Genomic DNA, 21,059 nt, shown 5'->3' on the forward strand with positions numbered 1-21,059 from the left:
CCGTATAAGAAAAAGAGTAAGGACGCTGTTTTGTTGTTATCCCATAAGCATCAGTTTTTGTTTGTACATATCGCCAAAACCGGCGGTACCAGTGTAAGAAAAGCCTTATCCTCTCACCGTTGGGATGTTAAATACGGTCTGCCCCAGTTTGTGGTGAACAAGCTAAGCCAGTTCACCGGGCATAAACTGGGATGCCGTTTTCCCCGCCACAGCCGCATTGTGGCAGCCAGTGAAATGTTGCCGGCGGATTATTTTAGTAATCTGTATAAATTTGCCTTCGTGCGCAATCCCTGGGATTTGCAGGTCAGCTCTTTTTATCACATCAAGCGGGAACGCCCTCAGGTGCTGGAAGGGCATGACAACTTTAAAGACTTCATGCGTTTCAAGTTCGATCCGGCACGGCCTTATCAGTATCACATCGATACTTCGCTGCAATTACAGTCTGACTATCTGGTGGATTTGCACGGCAATGTACTGGTAAATAAAGTCGGCAAATACGAAAACCTGCAAGGGGATTTCGATAACATCTGTGAGCATATCGGCCTGAAAAAAATCAATCTGCCCCACAAGCGTAAAGCGGATGACAGAAAACGCTACCGCGCTTATTACGATGATGACCTGGCTGAAAAGGTGGCTAACCATTTCGCCCGGGATATTCAGATGCTGGGGTATGAGTTTTAACCGGGCATAATGCCCGGGAGGATCAGTAAAGCTTGCTGCCCCAGCTCAGTTTATTCCGCAATACATTGAAATAGCTGTAGCCTTTAGGGTGCACAAGGCGCAGGGTATCCTGACTTTTATGCACGCGGATCTCATCCCCGGGCAGAACTGGCAATACGATGTGACTGTCACAGCTCACCTGCAGGCTGTCACTGTTTACTTTTGATACCCGCATTGAAATTGTGCTTTTTGAGTCCACCACGATCGGACGGCTGCTGAGGGTGTGGGGGAACATGGGCACCAGAGTTAATGCATCCAGGTGGGGTACAATGATAGGGCCGCCGGCGGATAAAGAATAAGCCGTGGAGCCGGTAGGTGTGGCAACAATTAACCCGTCTGAGCGCTGACTGAACACAAACTGGCCGTCGATATAAATCTCAAACTCCATCATGTGAGCTACTTTGCCGTGGTGCAATACCACTTCGTTCATCGCGGCATTGTTGCTTTTCAGTTTTTCGTGGCGATACACACACACTTCCAGCAGGAAGCGCTCTTCAACCACGGTTTCACCGGAAAAAATAATATCCAGTTGCTCTTCAATCTGGTCCGGGTGGATATCGGTTAAAAAACCCAGGTTTCCACGGTTTACGCCGACCACATGAATATCAAAACGGGAAAGGACACGCGCTGCGCCCAGCATACTGCCGTCCCCACCGATAACCACGGCAAGGTCGGCTTCTTTTCCGATGGTGACTAAATTAGCGGCAGGGTATTTGTCATTATCCATCTCATCAATGATGGATTCTTCGATAAGTACGCGGCAACCACGCTTATCGAGCCAGGTCGCTATTTGTTTGAGACTGTCCTGAGTGCCGGTATGGTCAGGTTTACCAATCAGGCCAACGGTTTGATAAGTCATAATCTGGCTAATGCCCGCATGCTGCTACATTTTTTCGGACATTAGCACAGAGTTTGATAAAAAAGAAAGGGTTAGCGTGCCACCCAGCCGCCATCAAGTACCATGGTCTGACCGGTGATATTGCGGGCGCCTTCGCTGATGAGAAATTTCGCCGTCGCACCCAGTTCGTCCATTGAAATAAACGCTTTCTTAGGCATAGGCTTGAGCATAATTTCATTTACCACTTCTTCTTCGCTGATCCCGTTTTCCTTAGCCTGGGCAGCAATCTGTTTGTCTACCAGCGGGGTTTTTACATAAGAAGGACAAATGGTATTGATGGTGACATTGCAGTCGCCGGTTTCAAGCGCAATGGTTTTCGCGAAGCCAAGTAAACCGTGCTTTGCTGAGACGTAAGCCGATTTAAAGGGAGAGGCAACCAGCGAGTGTATTGAGCCCACATTGATAATGCGGCCAAAATCATCAGCACGCATACCCGGTAAAAATGCCTGAGTAAGCAGGGCAGGGCCAACCAGCATAATATTGATAAGCTGTTGCCATTTTTCGGCCGGAAAATCCTCAATTTTAGACACATGCTGGATGCCGGCGTTGTTGATAAGTACATCTACCTTCACATCTCCCAGTTTGCCGGGAAGGGCTGCGACCTGCTCAGCATCGCATACGTTAACTTCAACGGCCTGCGCGCTGAAGCCGGCGTCCTTTAATTGCTGAGCCGCAGACTCAGCGGCATCAAGATTAATATCTGCAATGAGTAGATGATGCCCGTCATTTGCCAGTGATTCAGCAATGCCATACCCGATGCCACTGGCACCGCCAGTGATAAATATATTCAAAGCCATGATAGAACCTTAATTTGATGATAATCCAAGAACGATATCGCGGACGGCATTAATCTGCTCTCCGCTGCGTGTGGCGTAATCTTCTCCGGTGTAACCCCACCAGTCCCAGCAGCCCTGAGGATTTAAAGGCATGAAAAGCGATTTGCGGGTTTGCGGGTACACCACCACCATATTGTTACTGTCGGCCCAGTTATTCAAGCCGGTTTGCTCTACGTAAGCTTTGCCCACTGCTTCTGCGTACTGATTACAACCATGAAAACTGACATGCACCCGGCATTGTTCACCTTCACGGCAACTGGCAGGAATATAAGCATAGCCGGTTTCTGCCATGGTAGAGGCATTATCGCCGGCGAGTGTCTGCTGACTGAAACTCACCACCTCACCACTCAGCTCGTCGCTGGCGGGTTGTAAACCGTCCAGCAGAAAGTTGAGCATTTCACCTGCGGCATCATAGTCACAGCGGCCGATATAGGGTGAGTCAGACGACATGCATTGTCCGCCGTTGTTCTTTGTAGGGAATAAATGGGCAACCGGTTTATTGTTAACGTAAGTAATCTGTTCAGCCGGCATCAAAGCCGCATACTGGGCGTTCAGTGCGTCACTGACGGCGCTGTTCACCCGTACGTCGCGGGTGCCGTGAAATAACCAGACCTTATCGTTTTGCAGTGCTGACAAAGGCGCCAGTTTTCCCTCCTGCACCAGCGTTCTTACTTTTCCGGTGAGTGCATTAACATCAATGGCTGGTTCAGTTTTATCAACACATTGACTCAGCGCTGTGCTGATATCACCTTTTGCGCAGTAATAAGGGCCTGCCGCCAGAATACCCGCTCCGTCAATCCAGTCGCTGTAAGCCAGGTGAAACTGATTGGCCATGTAACCGCCGGAAGACAAGCCTGACACTGTGATGTGAGCAGTATCGAGGTTAAGCGCCGGCACCTGTGCCATTGCGCCGGCGCTAAAAAATGCTGAGAGCAGGGCGGCGGTGGCGTTGTTTTTCAATCCGTGCATAAATCGTGTTTCCGTTTTGAATCGTGAATGTTTGAATGAGGAACCGGGTGCATCATTCAGTTTCGTCGTTTAAAAACCGTCGTAGCAGTTGTTCTTTTTGTTTGATGTCTGCCACTCCTTCAAGATGCCCCAATGCGCCTTTCAGGTAACTGAGTTGCGTATTCTTGCCTTGTGATTTCAAAATACTATGGGGAGCTTCAGCCATGTATGGCATCAGTAGAAGATCGGTTTCAGCGGGTAAATACAGCGTTTTCGCCTTAACGTTCTTCAGCCCCTCTTGCAAGGAGCCCCGGTAGCCGGCAACGAACAATTGATTAGCGCGTACCAGGTAAAGCAGGTGGTTGGCATCCATTAAATCAGCACGGTCTTCTGCCCGGCTTCTGAGCCAGTTAATGATTGAATGGGTGGCATGAATATCCTCAAGCGGGTCTTTTTCCTGTGGGGTATAGTCCATCGCTTTGCCTTGCTGATTGAAAAAATCCGGATGCAGCGCCTGCAGAGTAATACTCATGAGTGCTGCGACCAGACCATCTTTTGGCGGATTATCACGGGTATAATCACCGTTATTCCAGTGTTTATCCAGCCGGATTGGCAAAGCCCACTGTTCCAGCGCGGCTGTGGTCCAGGCGTCAGCCTGAGCCGCAGGGATCACGGCAACCATACGGGGCACCCAGTCCGGGTATGTCGCGGCCCATTCCTGTGCCTGCATGGAGCCCATAGAAGGACCGGCAACGGCATGCAGCGATGAAATGCCAAGGCTTTCCAGTACGAGTTTCTGTACGTTCACAAAGTCGCGGATGGTCACCACCGGAAACGACAAACCATAAGGCTTACCGGTTTCCGGATTAATGGTGGCCGGGCCTGTGGTTACCACATTCGGGTCGTAAGCGGACAGGTTTACCAGAGAATCCACACTGATCACAAAGAACTTATTGGTGTCTATGGCCTTGCCGGGGCCGATAATGGCATCCCAGTATCCGGGTTCAGCATCATCTTCGTGATACCGCCCTGCGGCGTGAGAGTTTCCTGAAAAATAATGCGTGATAAGTATGACGTTATCTTTGGCGTCGTTGAGTTTGCCGTAACTTTCCCAGCCAACTTTCACTTCAGGAATAATTTCTCCGCCGTAAGTTTCAAACTGAGTAGTGGTGAAAACCTGCTTTTCTGTCATCAACATGGCTGTACCTGACTGGTTGGGCGGTGTGGCGGCACAGGCCGGTTGGACGGCTACCGCGTATAAGACAATTAACCTTACCAGTATGCTACGAAAATTAGTCATAAATGTAGTCATCATTTTCCTTAAAACAGACTGAACAGCGTAATGGCAATAGCTAAGCCAATAACCGGCACTACCACTGTCAGTGCGGCCATGGCACCGTATGCGGCTTTGTGGGTTTCGCGACAAATAGCACGGATGGTGGTAACAACGTAACCATTATGCGGCAATGAATCCAGCGCGCCGGATGAAATAGACACGATGCGATGCAATTGTTCGGGCTGCACGCCCTGGTCAATATAATGCGGTGCAACCAGCGGTAAAACAATGGCCTGGCCGCCGGACGCTGAGCCGGTGAGTCCGGCGATGACACTGACCGCAATCGCTGCGCCAATCAGTTCATTGCCGGGAATATGCGTCATAATTTCAACGGTTTGCTGAAAAGCCTCTGTGTGTTTGGCGATGGCACCGAAACCCACCACGGCGGCGGTGTTGCCAATGGCGACCAGAGCACCGGTTGTGCCATCGTTAATGGCGGCGGATAAATTATGAAAGTAGCGGAAATTGATGATCATCAGCGTCAGTACGCCGCCTGCCAGTGCAACGATTAATGCCAGTTGCGCCATGCTGTCATGGAGTAAAAAGGATAATGCCAGTACGACAAACAGGGGCAGTATGCCGGTCAGCGGACTGGGGTAATCTCTGGCTTCAATTTCAGGATCGCCGGTGCGGCTTTCAAACTTTTCGCCGTTAGCGATGGCGCGGCTAATCATGCGCTTCAGCCACCAGTAACCGAATGTGGCCATAAAAACAGCAACCAGCAAGCTGACTTCCCATGCTGCAAAGGGAGATGTTCCCAGATATTTTATCGGGATCCAGTTCTGGATTTCAGGTGAGCCTGCTGATGTCATGGTGAAGGTGACAGAGCCGAACGCCAGTGTAGCTGGGATAAAACGGCGGGGCAGATTGGCGTCTTTAAACAGGCTGAGCGCCATGGGGTAAACCGAGAATGCCACGACAAACAGACTTACACCACCGTAGGTTAAAATGGCGCAGGCAAGCACCACAGCCAGCACGGCGTGTTTAAAACCCAGCTTATCGACTATCCAGCGGGCCACGGAGTCTGCCGCACCGGTATCTTCCATGAATTTACCGAAAATAGCCCCCAGCAAAAACATAAAAAACCAGGCCGCAATGAAGCCGGAAAAGCCACCCATGTACAAGGTGACAAAATTCTCTTCGCCCTGAAAAAGAGGAATACCGCTGGTAAGCGCAACAATAACGGCGCAAAGCGGAGCAGCAATAAATAAATTCATGCCGCGGATGGTAAGCACAATAAGGAGGGCAAGCCCGCCTGTAAGGCCAATCATACTGATCATATCGGGTTCCTTAATAACAATCTGTGACCGCAGACGCTTCAGGAACTGAAAAAGATTGTGTCGTTAAATCAGTAAGATGCCCATAGTACGATGGTACTACTTACTGCTACAAAAAATTAACATAGAGTTTACCTCAGACCGCAGCTTCAGTGCCGAATAGTTGAAACAGATAACAAAAGGGACACATCATGATAAACGCACAGAAACCCGTTAACCGCTTTACCCGCACGCTAAGTGCAGTGGCGGTCACTGCCGCATGCTTAAGCAGTCAGACTGCTTTTGCGCAGCAAAACAACGATGAAAGCAGAGGCAAATTAGAGCGCATTGAGGTGACGGCCCGTAAAACGGTAGAGTCATTACAGGAAACGCCTGTTGCTATCACTTCAATCGGTGCAACTGAATTAACGGAAAAGGGCATCAGCGTGCTGACGGAAATTCAGCAGTTCTCACCGAATACCACCATGCAAACCAGCCGCGGTACCAACTCTACCTTAACAGCATTTATCCGCGGGCTGGGTCAGCAGGATCCGCTTTGGGGTTATGAGCCCGGTGTTGGGATTTACATTGATGATGTGTATATGGCACGGCCACAGGGCGCGGTGCTGGATTTACTTGATGTACAGCGAATTGAAGTGCTGCGGGGGCCGCAGGGCACATTGTACGGTAAGAACACCATTGGTGGTGCGGTGAAATATGTTACGAAAGAAATGACCGGTGAACCTCAGTTTAACGCTGAGGTGACACTGGGCAATTACAGCCGCCGTGACATGAAATTAACCGGTCAGATGCCGCTGATTGAAGACAAAGTTTACCTGGGTGTGGGTTATGCAAACCTGAACCGCGATGGTTACGGTGAGTTCCTGATCTCTGCACTGGATGGTCAGGATACAGAAAACTACAACAAAGATCTGTGGGCTGCCAGACTGACCCTGGAAATTCATCCGTCTGATAACCTGTTCCTACGGTTCGGCTGGGATAAAACCGAAGATGATTCAAATGCTAAAGGGGGTTACCGGTTACTGCCAAGCTTACGTACCGACGCACCGCAACCGGATTCTGTTTTCGACTCTTACACCAGCATGCCTACAGACAACTATGTTGAACTGGAAGGCTTCAGCTGGCTCGCCAGATACAATGTGAATGAAAATCTGGAGCTGAAATATATCGGCTCCCACCGCGAAAGTTTTTCTGATACCAATATCGATTTTGATAATACTCAGCTGGATATTTTTGACGTACCGGCCATTTACGATGACTCTAACGATACTCACGAAATTCAGGCGAACTATACCGGCAGTGCGTTCAGCCTTGTAAGCGGCCTGTATTATTATGACGGTGAATCCTGCGGCGTATTTGATGCGGTACTTGGTGTGCTGGGGCGGGACTACGCGGCGCTTGGCATCTTCCCTGAAGGTACGCCGGGTTTCACCCGTGAAGTGTCCGGTTGTAATAACAGTGAAAGCTGGGCGGCGTATACCCAGTTAAATTACGATATTACCGATAAACTCTCTCTGTCTCTGGGGGCCCGTTATACCGACGAAGAAAAACAGGCAACGGTAAATAACGGCACGGTATTGTTTAATCTGTATCCTGAATCCGGCTGGATTGACGGTTATGTCCGTCCTGACGGTCTGACTATGCCGCAGGTGCTGGGCAGCGATTCCGACGGCGACGGCGTGCTTGATGCGCCGGCAACAGAAAGCTGGTCACGTTTTACGCCGCGGGTAGGGGTAGAATATCAGTACACCAGGGACACCATGTTCTTCGCCAGTTATTCTCAGGGCTTTAAGTCCGGTACGTTTAACCCCCGCGCGACAATCAATGAACCCGGTGTATCACCGGAAGTAGTGGACTCGTTTGAACTGGGCGTGAAAAGTGATGTAACCAGTCAGTTCCGCGTCAATGCCACGGCGTTCAGCTACAACCATAAAGATCGTCAGTATATTGGTATTGAAGGTAACTCCGATGATCCCACAGCATTGCTTCAGCGTCTGAGAAACGCCGCTGAAACTGCCGCCTCGGGTATTGAGTTGGAGATGACTTACGTGGTGAATGAGGCACTGAAGTTTGATCTGGCCTACGGTTTTATCGATTTTGAAATTAAAGAAAATAACGCTACGCCGCCGCTAATCGGACTGGCAAGCACACCGGAAAACACCCTGAATTTCGGTGCAAACTATTTATTGCAAACCAGCATGGGTGATTTCATTTTCAACGCAAACTATTACTACCGTGATGACTATCTGCTGTTTGAAACCAGCGACCTTATTGAGCAGGACGCGTACGGTATGGTCAACCTTGGCGTAAGCTGGGAAAGCATGGAAGGTAACTGGTACGGTGGTCTGCATGTGAAAAACCTGACTGACGAAGAATATCTGGTTGGCGGTTATGACTTTGTCACCCGTAATGAGGATGGCAGTTACGGTCCCGGTCTGGGTAACGACACCACGCTGATTGGCTATTATGGTGATCCGCGCACAGTACAACTTACTGTAGGCTACCGGTTCTGACTCTGATTGTGTGTAAACTCTGAAAGGCGGCAAGGGCCGCCTTTTTGTGTTGGATGACTTGAACCCGGAGGCAGACTTCGTCAAAGTAATTCATGAATATGACTCAAACGGATTTACCCATGCAGGCCAATGTACTGATAGCTGATGATCACCCGTTATTCCGTGCCGCCATGCGTCAGGCGCTGGCCGGTATTACCGGTGAATCTGTGATTGAGGCCTCAACATTCAGTGAAGCCAGGGATGCTCTGATCCGGGATGACAGTATTGAACTGGTGTTCCTGGACATTCACATGCCCGGTAACGACGGACTCACAGGGTTGAGTGAACTTCGCACCACATTCCCCGATGTGCTGGTGGTGATGGTGTCAGCCGAAGACAAACCGGCTCTTATTCGCAAAGCCATTGACCTGGGTGCCAGCGGCTATATTCCCAAATCAACGCCACTGCCGTTAATTGCCGGTGCCGTCAGTCAGGTGCTGGACGGTGGTCAGTGGTTGCCGGACGGGCTGGAGGCTGAATTAGCCTCTCATGAAGACGCCGCTCAGGCAGAATTTGCAGAGCGGCTGGCTCAACTCACACCGCATCAGTTTACAGTTCTGAAAATGATGGCAGATGGCTTGCTGAATAAACAGATTGCCTGGGAATTGTCTATTTCCGAATCCACGGTGAAGCAACATGCTTCGGCGGTGTTACGTAAACTCAATGTGATAAACCGTACCCGTGCCGGCGTGCTTTTCCGTCAACTCACCGGCGCGGAGTAGTGTCGGTACATCAGGTAATTGTGACTATAAAGCGCGCAGTCAGGCTGACTATGGTTTACCCGTCTGTGATGATAAGCTTTTTCAGCATGCGCTTTAAGGCAGCGGGTTTTACCGGCTTAGGTAAATAGCGCAAACCCGCTGCAGCCGCTTCGTCTCTCACACCGTCTTCCCGGTTTGCTGTATTGAGAATACCGGGTACATTTTTTTGCCAGAAGTCTTTTAACGCAACGGCCGATGTTGTGCCTTTTTCGCCGTAATCCAGGTGAAAATCAACCAGCATCACATCAGGCGCCTGAGGGCATAAGGCTCTGGCTTGTTGCAATGACTGACTGCCGGTGACCGTCGCGCCCCAGCCGGTGAGCAGGGTTTTCATCGCAGTCATGATCTGATCATCGTTTTCCAGCACTAAAATGTGTTTTTCAGCCAGCCAGTTTGCCGTATTTGCCATGTTTGGATTGATATCTGCTGCAAGCATATTACTACTTTTCTGCAGTGCCCTTACGCCACGGGGCAATGTCACTGTAAATACCGTTCCTTTACCCATTTCCGATTCCAGCGCAACAGGATGACCGAGAAGCTGGCTGATCCTTTCAACGATGGTCAGCCCCAGGCCCAGTCCCTGGTTTCCGGGTAAATGTTCCAGTTGATGAAATTCATTAAAAATCGCTTTTTGCTGACCCGCAGGGATCCCGGTTCCGGTGTCGTACACCCTGATTTGAATCTGATTGTCTGACCGTCGCCGGACGCCAATCAGCACTTTGCCTTCCGGGGTGTAACGGATCGCGTTTGAAATCAGATTCTGGATAATACGCCGGAGCAGTTTTTTGTCTGAACGCACAACCAGTGCAGAGGGAATATAACGGAGTGACAGCGCTTTTTGTTCTGCAATAACCTTAAACTCATCCACCAACGGTGACAGCATGTCGTCGAGGGCAAATTCGGTGACTTGCGGGACTAGTACTCCGGACTCAAGTTTGGTCATATCCAGCAAAGTAGAGAGTAATGATTCGGCACTGTTCAGTGATGTCACCAGTCCCTGTGACAGACTTGCCAGTCCGGTGCCTTCGGTTTTCTGCGACAACATGCCGGCAAACAGAGTGGCAGCATTGAAAGGTTGCATCAGATCGTGACCTGCAGCAGCCAGAAAGCGGGTTTTACTCTCGCTCGCCCGGTCGGCTTCCTGCTTCGCCTGCTCAAGCTGAGCCGTACGTTGTGCTACGCGAACCTCAAGATCTTCTTTTGCTGCCCGCAGTTCATCCTGAATGCGTATATAGGCCGTAATGTCGCTGTAGGTAGTCACGTAACCACCGTGGGGCAACGGGCTGCCGTTAAGCTCAATAACCCGCCCGTCGGGTTGCTTGCGGATATACTGGTAACTGCTGCCGTTTTCCATGTAAGTAACACGTTTGCTTATTTCCGTTTCGACATCCGGAAGATTGCCCAGCAGGCCGCGCTCAGCGTTGTACTGCAATAAGGACTGGATCGGCATACCGGCCTTCAGGAATCCCGGTGGATAGCCAAACAACTCTGTATAGCGGTCGTTCCAGGCCAGCAGGGAAAGATCCTGATCCAGTACGCTTATCCCTTGCTGTATATTTTGTACCGAAGACTGCAATATGTCGTGATTAAACTGGAATGACTGGGAAGCTTCTTCTACCCATTCTACGATGTCACTGAGTTCGCCGTCGCGCTTTTGCGCAATGGCTGAAAGCAGAATACGGGCACCCGGTGTGCCCATCTGAGCAGCCAGTAATTTTTCTACCCGTGACAACAGACCAGCACTGGCAAACCCTTCTGCATATGCAGAAGAATGGGACAACTGACTTTTAAGCGTGCGGTGCACCGATGGCTCCAGTACCCGGCCGGTGAGCAGGAACAGATCTCTTAATCTGATTGCGAGATCAGGGTGACTGTCGCTGACGATATCGCCTGTATCCGGTGCCTGAACAGACCTGGCGCTGCCCTGATTAAAAAGCAGAGACAATCCGGCCAGGGTGACCAGGTTAATAAACAGGCTAATGATAAAACTCCGGCCCAGCTCCAGTTCAGTCGGCGGACTTTCAAAGTAATAGCTCGACAGAATAGAAGGGTAGAGCAGCCAGGCGCACCAGCAACAAAAACCGGTGAAAATGGCAATAATGACGGCTGTCTTTGATGTCTTTTTCCAGTACAGGCTTAACAACATTGCCGGCAGCAGTTGTCCGAGTAACGCGATAGCAATTACACCACTTTTCACCAGTGGCGCCGACTGGCTGACGTTGACGTGATACCAGTACGCCACTGACAGCACAACCAGCACGGTTAAACGTCGTACTGTCAGCAGGGTCGACGGCGTCATGGTGTTATGTGGATCATCTTTAAGGCGGATTTTCAGCCATAAAGGCGTGATAAGGTTGTTGGATATCATGATGCCAAGGGCAAGGGTTGCCACGATAATCATACTGGTGGTGGCTGACAGACCACCTATCAGCGCGGCCAGCGCCACACCGGCATTGCCGGCCTGTAATGGCAATGCCAGTACAAAGGCATCCGTTTTTACCACTGAGGTATCCAGTAACACGTGCCCGGCCAGTGCAACCGGCAGAATAAACGTCGTCATGCCAAGCAGGTAGAGAGGAAACAGCCAGCGTGCGGTGCGCATTTCTCCTTCACCGTTACACTCAACAAAATTCATATGAAATTGTCTGGGTAAGACAAAGAGTGAGCAAACTCCCAGCAGGACGTGACTGGCATACACAAGCGGTGCGCTGTCTGCGTACAGCACTTCTCTGGCAACGGGGTGACTGGCAGCCTGAGCGATTAAGTCAAAAGGCCCGCTGAACAGGCCATAGCAGACAAAAATACCGACGATGGAAAGCCCCACCAGTTTCACCACCGATTCTACGGCAATGGTCAGCACCAGCCCCGGATGTTTATCGGTAAGGTTTAATGTGCGTGTACCGAACAAAATGGCAAACAGAGCCATGAGTCCGGCGACATACAAGCCAACCGTATTGGTTCCCTGTTCCGCATCATAAGCAATCAGGCGGATGCTGGCTGAAATGGCATCGAGTTGAAGTGCGATGTACGGGATAACGCCGGTAAAACACAATACGGTGACTGAGGCAGCCAGAAAGTGTGAATGCCTGAAGCGAAGGGCGAAGAAGTCTGCCAGTGAGGTCACATTATTCTTCTGGCAATAACGGGAAATTTTTATCAGCACCGGAAAAAGAAAAGCCATACCGGCAATGATCCCGGCATACGTCGGTACCAGTGCCCAGCCAAATTGTGACGCCTGAGTGGTTGTGCCGAAAAATGCCCAGGAAGTGCAGTGAATGCCTAACCCTAAACTGTACAGCACCGGATGCTGCTGATTGTCGCGCAAACGCTTGTCTCCCCAGAAGGCAACAAGAAACAAAAACGTGAGATAAATCACGGTAATAACGCCGACAGTCCAGATACTAAACATGACCAGAAAGAGATGAAAACAATTCGTTAACAAACTCTACAGCAAACCCGTTGGCAAGCAAATCACAAAAAAATCGCGGTTTAGCCACAAATTTTTCATGGATACCCTTGAAGGGTGGGTAAGTAACCCCATTAATAGCCCCACTGAACGCATTCACGCAGCCTGTGGCACGGACTTTCCTGTGCAGGCCGCTAAGCAAAAATTCACCGCAGATGAGTATTGTTGGGAGGATAGCATGAGCGAAGATCGCGACGTGCAGGATCAAAAACAGCCTGAAGACGCAGAAGTGATTCAGGGTGAAGTAGTTAACGAAGACGCTGCAGAGGCGCAACCGGTTTCTGAGCACGAGCAAAAAGTTTACGAACTGGAAACGGCTTTATCTGACGCTCAGGCGCAGATTAAAGAACAACAGGACAGCGTATTACGTGCCCGTGCTGATATGGAAAATGCCCGCCGTCGTGCTGAAGCTGAAGTGGAAAAAGCCCGTAAATTCGCGTTAGAGCGTTTTGCCGGTGAACTGCTTCCGGTTATCGATAATCTGGAACGTGCTATCCAGGCCGGTGACGGCGAAAATGATGCGGTTAAGCCATTGCTTGAAGGCGTGGATATGACGCTGAAATCTTTCGTCAGCACAATTGAAAAATTCGGTTTAACACCTATTGATCCACAGGGTGAAAGTTTTAACCCGGAACTGCATCAGGCGATGTCTATGCAGGAAAGTGCAGATCATGCGCCGAACACCGTTATGGCCGTGATGCAGAAAGGGTATCAAATTAACGGTCGCCTGCTTCGTCCGGCCATGGTGATGGTGTCCCGTGCACCTGAAGGTGGCGTTGATACGCAGGCTTAACCGGGGCGGAAGCCAAAAACGACAGATTTTTTCTGGCGACTATTGAAATGGTGCGGGAATAACCCCACTAATAATGCAGAAATTAAAGATTCTTATTTTGGAGACACGTAATGGGTAAAATCATTGGTATCGACTTAGGTACAACGAATTCATGTGTCGCAGTTCTAGACGGCGACAAACCTCGCGTAATTGAAAACGCCGAAGGCGATCGCACAACCCCCTCAATCATCGCTTACACAAACGATGGTGAGACTCTGGTAGGTCAGTCTGCGAAGCGTCAGGCAGTAACCAACCCGACAAATACTTTATTCGCTATCAAGCGTCTGATCGGTCGCCGCTTCGAAGATAAAGAAGTACAGCGCGATATCGACATCATGCCTTACAAAATTGTTAAAGCTGACAATGGTGATGCATGGGTTGAGACCAAAGGCGAAAAAATGGCGCCTCCTCAGATTTCAGCTGAAGTGCTGAAGAAAATGAAGAAGACTGCTGAAGACTTCCTGGGTGAAGAAGTAACCGGTGCTGTTATCACAGTACCTGCATACTTCAACGACTCTCAGCGTCAGGCGACTAAAGACGCCGGCCGTATCGCTGGTCTGGAAGTAAAACGTATTATCAACGAGCCGACTGCTGCTGCCCTTGCTTACGGCATGGACAAGAAGAAAGGCGATAACGTTGTTGCGGTTTACGACTTAGGTGGTGGTACGTTCGATATCTCTATCATCGAAATCGATGAAGTTGACGGCGAGCACACGTTTGAAGTGCTGGCAACCAACGGTGATACTCACTTAGGTGGTGAAGACTTCGATAACCGTGTAATTACTTACCTGGTAGACGAATTCAAGAAAGATCAGGGTATTGACCTGCGTAAAGATCCGCTGGCCATGCAACGTCTGAAAGAAGCCGGTGAAAAAGCGAAAATTGAACTGTCTTCTTCACAGCAAACAGAAGTTAACCTGCCGTACATCACTGCTGATTCGACAGGTCCCAAGCACTTAGCGATCAAACTGACCCGTGCGAAACTGGAATCTCTGGTTGAAGACATGGTGAAAGACTCGCTGAATCCTGTTAAGCAGGCGCTGGCTGATGCTGACCTGTCAGTATCTGATATCCACGATATCATTCTGGTTGGTGGTCAGACGCGTATGCCTCTGGTTCAGAAGTACGTAACTGATTTCTTCGGTAAAGAGCCACGTAAAGACGTGAACCCTGACGAAGCAGTTGCTGTTGGTGCGGCTATCCAGGGCGGTGTATTGTCCGGTGACGTGAAAGACGTACTGCTGCTTGACGTAACGCCTCTGTCTCTGGGTATTGAAACCATGGGTGGCGTAATGACGTCACTGATTGAGAAGAACACTACGATTCCTACTAAGAAATCGCAAACCTTCTCAACGGCGGAAGATAACCAGTCTGCGGTAACAGTACACGTACTGCAAGGTGAGCGTAAGCAAGCTGCCGGTAACAAGTCGTTAGGTCAGTTCAACCTTGAAGGTATCCGTCCTGCGTCACGCGGAACACCGCAAATCGAAGTAACTTTCGACCTGGATGCTGACGGTATTCTGCATGTGTCTGCGAAAGACAAAGATACTGGTAAAGAGCAGAAGATCACCATCAAAGCATCTTCTGGTCTGAGCGATGATGAAATCGAAAAAATGGTTGCTGATGCAGAAGCAAACAAAGAGTCTGATGCGAAGTTTGAAGAACTGATCCAGGCCCGCAACCAGGCTGACGGTATGATTCACGCTACCCGTAAGCAGCTTGATGAAGTTGGCGATGCATTAAGTGCCGACGACAAAGCACCAATCGAAGCTGCTATTTCAGCGCTGGAAACCGCCGCGAAAGGCGAAGACAAAGCTGAAATCGAAGCGAAAACGCAGGAGCTTATCCAGGCGTCTTCTAAACTGATGGAAGCAGCTCAGGCGCAAGCCGGTGCAGCGGGCGGCGCAGATGCCGGTGCTGAACAGCAAGCTTCCGGTAAGAAAGCGGAAGATGACGTTGTTGACGCTGAATTTGAAGAAGTGAAAGACGACAAAAAATAAGCTGTAGTCAGTGTGTCTCCGGTACTTTGTGCCGGAGTGCTGTACAAGCCGGGCGCAGCAGGAAGTTCTTGTTGCGCCTTTGTCGTGTAAAGACCGGCTCAGTGCCGGATGATTTAAAAGTGTGTGGTTTAAGACAACTTGAACCGGGTGCTTGATGTAACGAGTAGGAAAAGTAAGCGATATGTCGAAACGTGACTACTACGAAGTGCTGGGTGTAGATAAAGGTGCTGGCGAACGCGATATTAAGAAGGCGTATAAAAAGCTGGCTATGAAATATCACCCCGATCGCACACAGGGCGATAAAGCACTGGAAGAAAAATTTAAGGAAATCCAGGAAGCCTATGAGGTTCTGACCGATTCGCAGAAACGCGCTGCGTATGATCAGTACGGTCATGCCGGTGTGGATCCGAATCGTGGTGGTGCAGGCTTCGGCGGTGGCGCAGACTTTGGTGACATCTTCGGTGATGTATTCGGCGATATCTTTGGTGGTGGCCGCGGTGGACGTCAGTCCCGCGCACGTCAGGGAGCTGATTTACGTTACAATCTGGAGTTATCGCTTGAAGAAGCGGTGCGTGGTAAAGAAGTTGAAATCCGCGTACCTACGCTGGTGGAATGTGATTCGTGTCATGGCTCCGGTGCGAAAAAAGGTACTTCGCCCACTACGTGTCCAACCTGTCATGGTAACGGTCAGGTACAAATGCGTCAGGGGTTCTTTGCTGTCCAGCAAACCTGTCCGACGTGTTCCGGGCGGGGCAAAATTATTTCCGACCCTTGTAATGCTTGTCATGGTCATGGTCGCAAAGAAAAAACGAAAACCTTGTCGGTTAAAATTCCGGCAGGCGTTGATACCGGTGACCGCATCCGCTTAACCGGCGAAGGTGAAGCAGGGGAGAACGGCGCACCGGCAGGTGATTTGTATGTTCAGGTGCACGTACGCGAGCATGATATCTTCCAGCGTGACGGTAACAACCTGTACTGTGAAGTACCACTTAGCTTCACAACCGCTGCCCTGGGCGGCGAGCTGCAAGTACCTACACTTGACGGTAAAGTGAAGCTGAAAGTGAGTCCGGAAACCCAAACCGGCCGTATGTTCCGTCTGCGCGGAAAAGGCGTTAAGTCGGTAAGAAGCGGCGTGACCGGCGATCTGATGTGTAAGGTAGTGGTTGAGACCCCGGTTAACCTGTCTGCAAGACAAAAAGAATTGCTGCAGGAACTGGACGACTCTATGGGCGGTGATTCTGCGAAGCACCGACCGAAGGAAAAAGGTTTCTTTGACGGCGTGAAGAAATTCTTCGACGACCTGACTAACTAATCAAATCCAAAGCATTATAAAAGCCCTCGTATGAGGGCTTTTTTGTGCCTGATGTTATTCCTCGTCCGGAGCTTGTGCGCGGATTTCCTGAATCTGCTCAAAATGCTCCAGCATGACATGTGTGATGATAGGGTCGAATTGCTTACCGGCATTTTCAGTCAAATAAGCTTTGACATCTTCTGTGCTCCAGGGCGGCTTGTAGCAGCGTTTTGATAACAGTGCATCGACAACATCAACGATAGCCATGATACGGCCTTCAATAGGAATATCGTCACCGGCCAGTCCTTCCGGATAGCCTTCACCATCCCAGCGTTCATGGTGAGTTTTGGCAATGATAGCGCCCATCTTCGCGACAATTTTGTCGGAGCCTGCCAGTAATTCGTAGCCTTTCGCAGCGTGGGTTTTCATGATTTCCCATTCATCCGGAGTCAGTTTACCGGGCTTGTGCAGAATGGTTTCCGGGATACTGATTTTACCCACATCATGCAGGGCAGAAGCATAGCGGATGGTTTCAATAAACTCGTCACTCATGAACAGTTTTTCAGCCAAAAACTCTGACATCAGCATGACACGCTTAACATGGCCGCCGGTTTCTTTACTGCGCATTTCTATGGCGTCACTGAGCACCATAATCAGCTCTTTCTGGGTATGCTGAATATCTTCTTTGTGCATCAGGTTCTGGAAAATGACGGACACATTTGAGGCAAACATTTCCAGCGTTTTCAACTGAAACTTATTCAGCGGCTCGCTTAGTTCCACATACAGAATATTATGGCTGTCTTTGCCCGTGGGGTAGTAGCCGATGAACAGCTCTTCAGATTGGAAATGAGATTTCTTCTCCAGTACTTCTTTCACTTTCTCCGCAATTTCATCCGGGATCTCTGCTGAAACGCCTTCTTTACTCAATCCCACCAGATCACCGCTGGCACCGAGCACGGTCATTTTAGTGTGGCCGTACAAGTCTGTGTGCTGGGCAGATAAATACAGTACAGAGTTATTCAGGTTAAGCAGAGTCAGGGTTTGTTTTAACACTGCGGTGCCGAATTGTCCCAGCGACTGGCTTTCCAGAATTGAAGATGAAGACTGTAACACGCCTTCGATGCCCCGTTTACCTTCCTCAATAGTCTGGATATCACGGTAGGAGCGGATAGCCGTGTACACACAGGATTTCAGTTTTGAAGAGGTCAGTTCGGTTTTCGACTTGTAATCGTTGATATCATAGCGGCTGATCACTTCTTCTTCCGGTGCCTGACCCGGCTGCCCGGTGCGTAAAACTAAACGTGTCGTACGGTTCTTAAGTGTATTGCGAATGGCGTCGATAAGGTTCAGACCAGCTTCATCTGTCTCCATGACCACGTCGACAAAAGCCAGCGCGATGTCTGGCGTATTTTTGAAGAGTTCAAGTCCTTCCTTAGCGCTGTATGCCGACAATAATTCGAGATTGCGGTTCTCAAAGGTAAATTTTTGCAGCGTGAGTTTCGTGACCTTATGCACATCACGTTCATCGTCAATAATGACTACTTTCCAGGGGGGGAGCTTCGATTTCTTGACTGCAATCTCTGACTTCTTAAATAACGGCATATACGACTAAAAAAGTTTGCGTTGCTTAAACTTAATTCACAATCTGCGATACCGCAAATGTGAACAGGCAGATAATTTCAAATTATTAAAAAGCCAGCCTCAGCCTGAAGGTGGCTCATGGTGCCGGAGCGGTAATATTCATTCGAAATGGTCATCTATGACTCAAGTTCACCGGACACCTGGCGAATTTTCAAGCGGAATGTGGTGCCTTCGTCAGGTGCTGAGATGAGTTCAACTTCGCCCTGAAGTTTTTGGATAACAAGGTTGTTAAAATGTTCCGACCAAGACCAGTGCCACCCTGATCCCGCGCAGTGGTGTAGAAAGGCTCGAACACTTTTTTGTGCAGTGAGGCGGGAATGCCTTTGCCGTTGTCACTGACACTGATGATGACGCCGTCATCCACACCATAGCAGCCCACAGTGATGAGATTGCCCCCGTTATTTTTATAGCCGTGAAATCCGTGTCGTTGTGCGTTTGAAAGTAAGTTAGTAAGTAGCTGGGCAATAATACCCGGACTGGTAATGATGATAGTGTCAGGGTGAATATCCAGCTTAAGTTGGATGTTGTCTTTTTTAAGCATAGGCCGCAGGGGATTGCATACTCTGGGAATGTAATCATCGGGAGATAAACGTTCCACGTCCATGGATGTCTGGTCGGCAGAGGTACGTTTGAAGTCCTGTACGAGGTCGGCAGCCCGGAAGAGGCTGGATTCAGCCAGATTGAGTCCTTCATTGCATATATCATTAAAATCTCTGAAGCCTTCTTCCGACAGTTCCCCGGATTCAAAATCCTTATAAATCCCGGCAAGTTCTTCCTTACAGTTACTGACAGAAGTAAGCGCAATGCCGGCCACCAGATTCCCCAGTGCTGCCATTTTTTCTGACTGAACCAGTTTCTCCCGTGCTGATTCCAGAGATCGCAGAGTATCTTCAAGCTCTGCGGTACGATCCTTAACTTTTTGTTCCAGCGTCTGATTAGCTTCAATGAGCTTATTCTCATAATCAGCCCGCTCCTTGGCACTCACTGCCCGGCCGTATAAGTCGGCCAACGCCGCAGCAAACACAATTTCATCGGGATCCCACTGTCTCGGGTTTCCGCGATGTTCGCAGCATATTATTCCAATCATATTACCACGGTGACGTATAGGTACATCGAGCATGGCGTTGATATTCAGGGGCGTCAGGTAGCATTCAGCAAACCGGGCATGTCGGTTCTAGCCTAAAGTTCAATCGAGGCATCACATCCGGTCTTCTATTCGAATGAATGTAAATAGCACTAATTGTTAGTCAATACGGCCACTTGAGCTGGCTAAAACAATCACTCATTTTGCTATCATCAGAGCATTTAAAATTAAGTTATTGATTTTAAATAGATAAAAAAGTTGGCACTTCCATTGCGATAGTAAGAGCAAGCATAACGCTTAAATCTCTTAATAATTGAAAAGGAAATAATTATGAAAGCATTTACGAAAACTCTGGCTGTTGTTGGTTTGTCTTTTGGTGCAATGGGTATGGCAAACGCAAGTCCTGAACTGACGCCTGCAGATACAGCAGTGACGTCAAAAATTTGTGTCACCGCAGCAACCGGCAGCAAACTGAAGCTTCGAAATGCGCTGGAAGATGCTGGTCTGACTAAGCACTATGTTGAAAATAATGTTACCTGTAATGGCCTGCCCATTGTTGAATTTGTTGCACAATACAGCGACAACCCTGACAGCATTAATGCCTTTATCACCAGTGGTAAATATGTGGCTGACAACTACATCGCGAGTGTAAAACCCCGTCATTAATCCGGTTTTGCGTTATGTTTACTTACCCCGCAGGGATGTCGGCATTGCCGGAGCGGGGTGAGGTAAACATCTGGACTTCCTTCCCTATATTCTGTTTACTCTCCCTATCATTCGTTTAATTCCGTCACTTTTATGGAACCCCGTCAGACCGGTGAAAAGTACGATCGTATCGCTCGCTGGTGGCATGAACGTCATCAACATTCTCAATATGGTGTAGCTGCTGTAACCCGTGCACTGGATTACCTTGGTGAGGGAACCATTGCACTTGATGCAGGTTGCGGTGCAGGCGGCAGAATGGTGAGGTTGATGGAGGAACGGGGGCTTGCTGTAACCGGTGTGGATGTGTCTGCTGAAATGATAGCGCTGGCGAAAGCGCAACACCCTGAGCACACGTTTATTCATCAGGATATCTGCACCTTTAAGCCTGAAGTGCAATATGATTTTATTCTTGCCTGGGACAGCCTTTTCCATCTTCCTTTTAGTGCCCAGGAGCAGGTCATTGCTAAGCTGAGCAAACATGTTGCTGAAGGCGGGATCTTGCTGCTGACTTGCGGCAACGATTGTGGTGAACATACTGACAGCTGGATGGATGATACATTCTATTACAGTTCAATTGGTATTAACCGGAATCTTCAACTCATGATGTCAGCCGGACTGACCATCGTGCATACTGAACTTGACCAGTATCCGCAAATACATGTGCTGATTGTTGCCAAAAGGCAATAATAGAAACAGTTCCGATGACAGCGAA

16 protein-coding genes are annotated in these 21,059 nt (G+C 49.4%); 8 read left to right on the top strand and 8 right to left on the bottom strand.

Features of this window, described 5'->3' with window-relative positions; all coding sequences use genetic code 11:
- The first annotated feature begins 30 nt into the window (after positions 1 to 30).
- Entirely contained in the window at positions 31 to 681 is a 651-nt protein-coding gene (locus ACXAGR_RS18140; protein ID WP_474851756.1) for a sulfotransferase family 2 domain-containing protein, read from the top strand.
- 22 nt (positions 682 to 703) lie between these two features.
- Here ACXAGR_RS18140 and nadK read toward each other — a convergent pair whose 3' ends face one another.
- The 5 genes from nadK to ACXAGR_RS18165 form a co-directional block, all read right to left on the bottom strand.
- The gene (nadK, locus tag ACXAGR_RS18145) at positions 704 to 1,579 is read right to left on the bottom strand and encodes an NAD(+) kinase (protein WP_119500923.1); all 876 of its coding nucleotides are present in this window, start codon (positions 1,577 to 1,579) and stop codon (positions 704 to 706) included.
- A 71-nt stretch (positions 1,580 to 1,650) separates the two neighbouring features.
- Positions 1,651 to 2,415, bottom strand: coding sequence for a 3-hydroxybutyrate dehydrogenase (locus ACXAGR_RS18150; protein WP_474851758.1), 765 nt, complete (start codon positions 2,413 to 2,415; stop codon positions 1,651 to 1,653).
- A 9-nt stretch (positions 2,416 to 2,424) separates the two neighbouring features.
- On the bottom strand, positions 2,425 to 3,423 hold the full coding sequence (locus tag ACXAGR_RS18155) for an extracellular catalytic domain type 2 short-chain-length polyhydroxyalkanoate depolymerase (RefSeq protein WP_474851759.1): 999 nt from the start codon (positions 3,421 to 3,423) through the stop codon (positions 2,425 to 2,427).
- Between the two features lie 52 nt (positions 3,424 to 3,475).
- Entirely contained in the window at positions 3,476 to 4,702 is a 1,227-nt protein-coding gene (locus tag ACXAGR_RS18160; RefSeq protein WP_474851760.1) for an E22 family MetX-like putative esterase, read from the bottom strand.
- A gap of 20 nt (positions 4,703 to 4,722) precedes the next feature.
- A complete protein-coding gene (locus ACXAGR_RS18165) occupies positions 4,723 to 6,018 on the bottom strand; it encodes a GntP family permease (RefSeq protein WP_474845483.1) in 1,296 nt (431 codons plus the stop codon).
- Positions 6,019 to 6,206: 188 nt separating this feature from the next.
- Between ACXAGR_RS18165 and ACXAGR_RS18170 the strand changes: the two genes are divergently transcribed.
- Both ACXAGR_RS18170 and ACXAGR_RS18175 read left to right on the top strand, forming a co-directional pair.
- A complete protein-coding gene (locus ACXAGR_RS18170; RefSeq protein WP_303574594.1) occupies positions 6,207 to 8,528 on the top strand; it encodes a TonB-dependent receptor in 2,322 nt (773 codons plus the stop codon).
- Between the two features lie 119 nt (positions 8,529 to 8,647).
- Positions 8,648 to 9,289, top strand: a complete 642-nt coding sequence (locus ACXAGR_RS18175) for a response regulator (RefSeq protein ID WP_474852139.1) — start codon at positions 8,648 to 8,650, stop codon at positions 9,287 to 9,289.
- A 55-nt stretch (positions 9,290 to 9,344) separates the two neighbouring features.
- Here the strand turns inward: ACXAGR_RS18175 and ACXAGR_RS18180 are convergent, their stop codons facing one another.
- Positions 9,345 to 12,737 carry a PAS domain-containing hybrid sensor histidine kinase/response regulator gene (locus tag ACXAGR_RS18180; protein WP_474851763.1) on the bottom strand — a complete coding sequence of 1,131 codons (3,393 nt, stop codon included), beginning with the start codon at positions 12,735 to 12,737 and terminating at the stop codon, positions 9,345 to 9,347.
- 235 nt (positions 12,738 to 12,972) lie between these two features.
- On the opposite strand from ACXAGR_RS18180, the gene grpE reads away from it, so the two are divergent.
- From grpE to dnaJ, 3 genes are all read left to right on the top strand, one after another.
- Positions 12,973 to 13,587 carry a nucleotide exchange factor GrpE gene (gene grpE, locus ACXAGR_RS18185; RefSeq protein ID WP_474851765.1) on the top strand — a complete coding sequence of 205 codons (615 nt, stop codon included), beginning with the start codon at positions 12,973 to 12,975 and terminating at the stop codon, positions 13,585 to 13,587.
- A 110-nt stretch (positions 13,588 to 13,697) separates the two neighbouring features.
- Positions 13,698 to 15,626, top strand: coding sequence for a molecular chaperone DnaK (gene dnaK / locus ACXAGR_RS18190; RefSeq protein WP_474851767.1), 1,929 nt, complete (start codon positions 13,698 to 13,700; stop codon positions 15,624 to 15,626).
- 181 nt (positions 15,627 to 15,807) lie between these two features.
- Positions 15,808 to 16,938, top strand: a complete 1,131-nt coding sequence (dnaJ, locus tag ACXAGR_RS18195) for a molecular chaperone DnaJ (protein WP_119500929.1) — start codon at positions 15,808 to 15,810, stop codon at positions 16,936 to 16,938.
- Between the two features lie 54 nt (positions 16,939 to 16,992).
- Here dnaJ and ACXAGR_RS18200 read toward each other — a convergent pair whose 3' ends face one another.
- On the bottom strand, positions 16,993 to 18,519 hold the full coding sequence (locus tag ACXAGR_RS18200) for a DUF3369 domain-containing protein (protein WP_474851769.1): 1,527 nt from the start codon (positions 18,517 to 18,519) through the stop codon (positions 16,993 to 16,995).
- 190 nt (positions 18,520 to 18,709) lie between these two features.
- Positions 18,710 to 19,678, bottom strand: coding sequence for an ATP-binding protein (locus tag ACXAGR_RS18205; protein ID WP_474851771.1), 969 nt, complete (start codon positions 19,676 to 19,678; stop codon positions 18,710 to 18,712).
- A gap of 294 nt (positions 19,679 to 19,972) precedes the next feature.
- Between ACXAGR_RS18205 and ACXAGR_RS18210 the strand changes: the two genes are divergently transcribed.
- Together ACXAGR_RS18210 and ACXAGR_RS18215 are read left to right on the top strand one after the other, a co-directional pair.
- On the top strand, positions 19,973 to 20,308 hold the full coding sequence (locus ACXAGR_RS18210; protein ID WP_119500934.1) for a DUF3718 domain-containing protein: 336 nt from the start codon (positions 19,973 to 19,975) through the stop codon (positions 20,306 to 20,308).
- A 132-nt stretch (positions 20,309 to 20,440) separates the two neighbouring features.
- Positions 20,441 to 21,034: a class I SAM-dependent methyltransferase gene (locus ACXAGR_RS18215; protein WP_474851773.1), complete on the top strand. Its 594-nt coding sequence runs from the start codon at positions 20,441 to 20,443 to the stop codon at positions 21,032 to 21,034.
- The last annotated feature ends 25 nt before the right edge of the window (positions 21,035 to 21,059 follow it).

This window comes from Alteromonas sp. ABH4_457 (assembly GCF_056160625.1).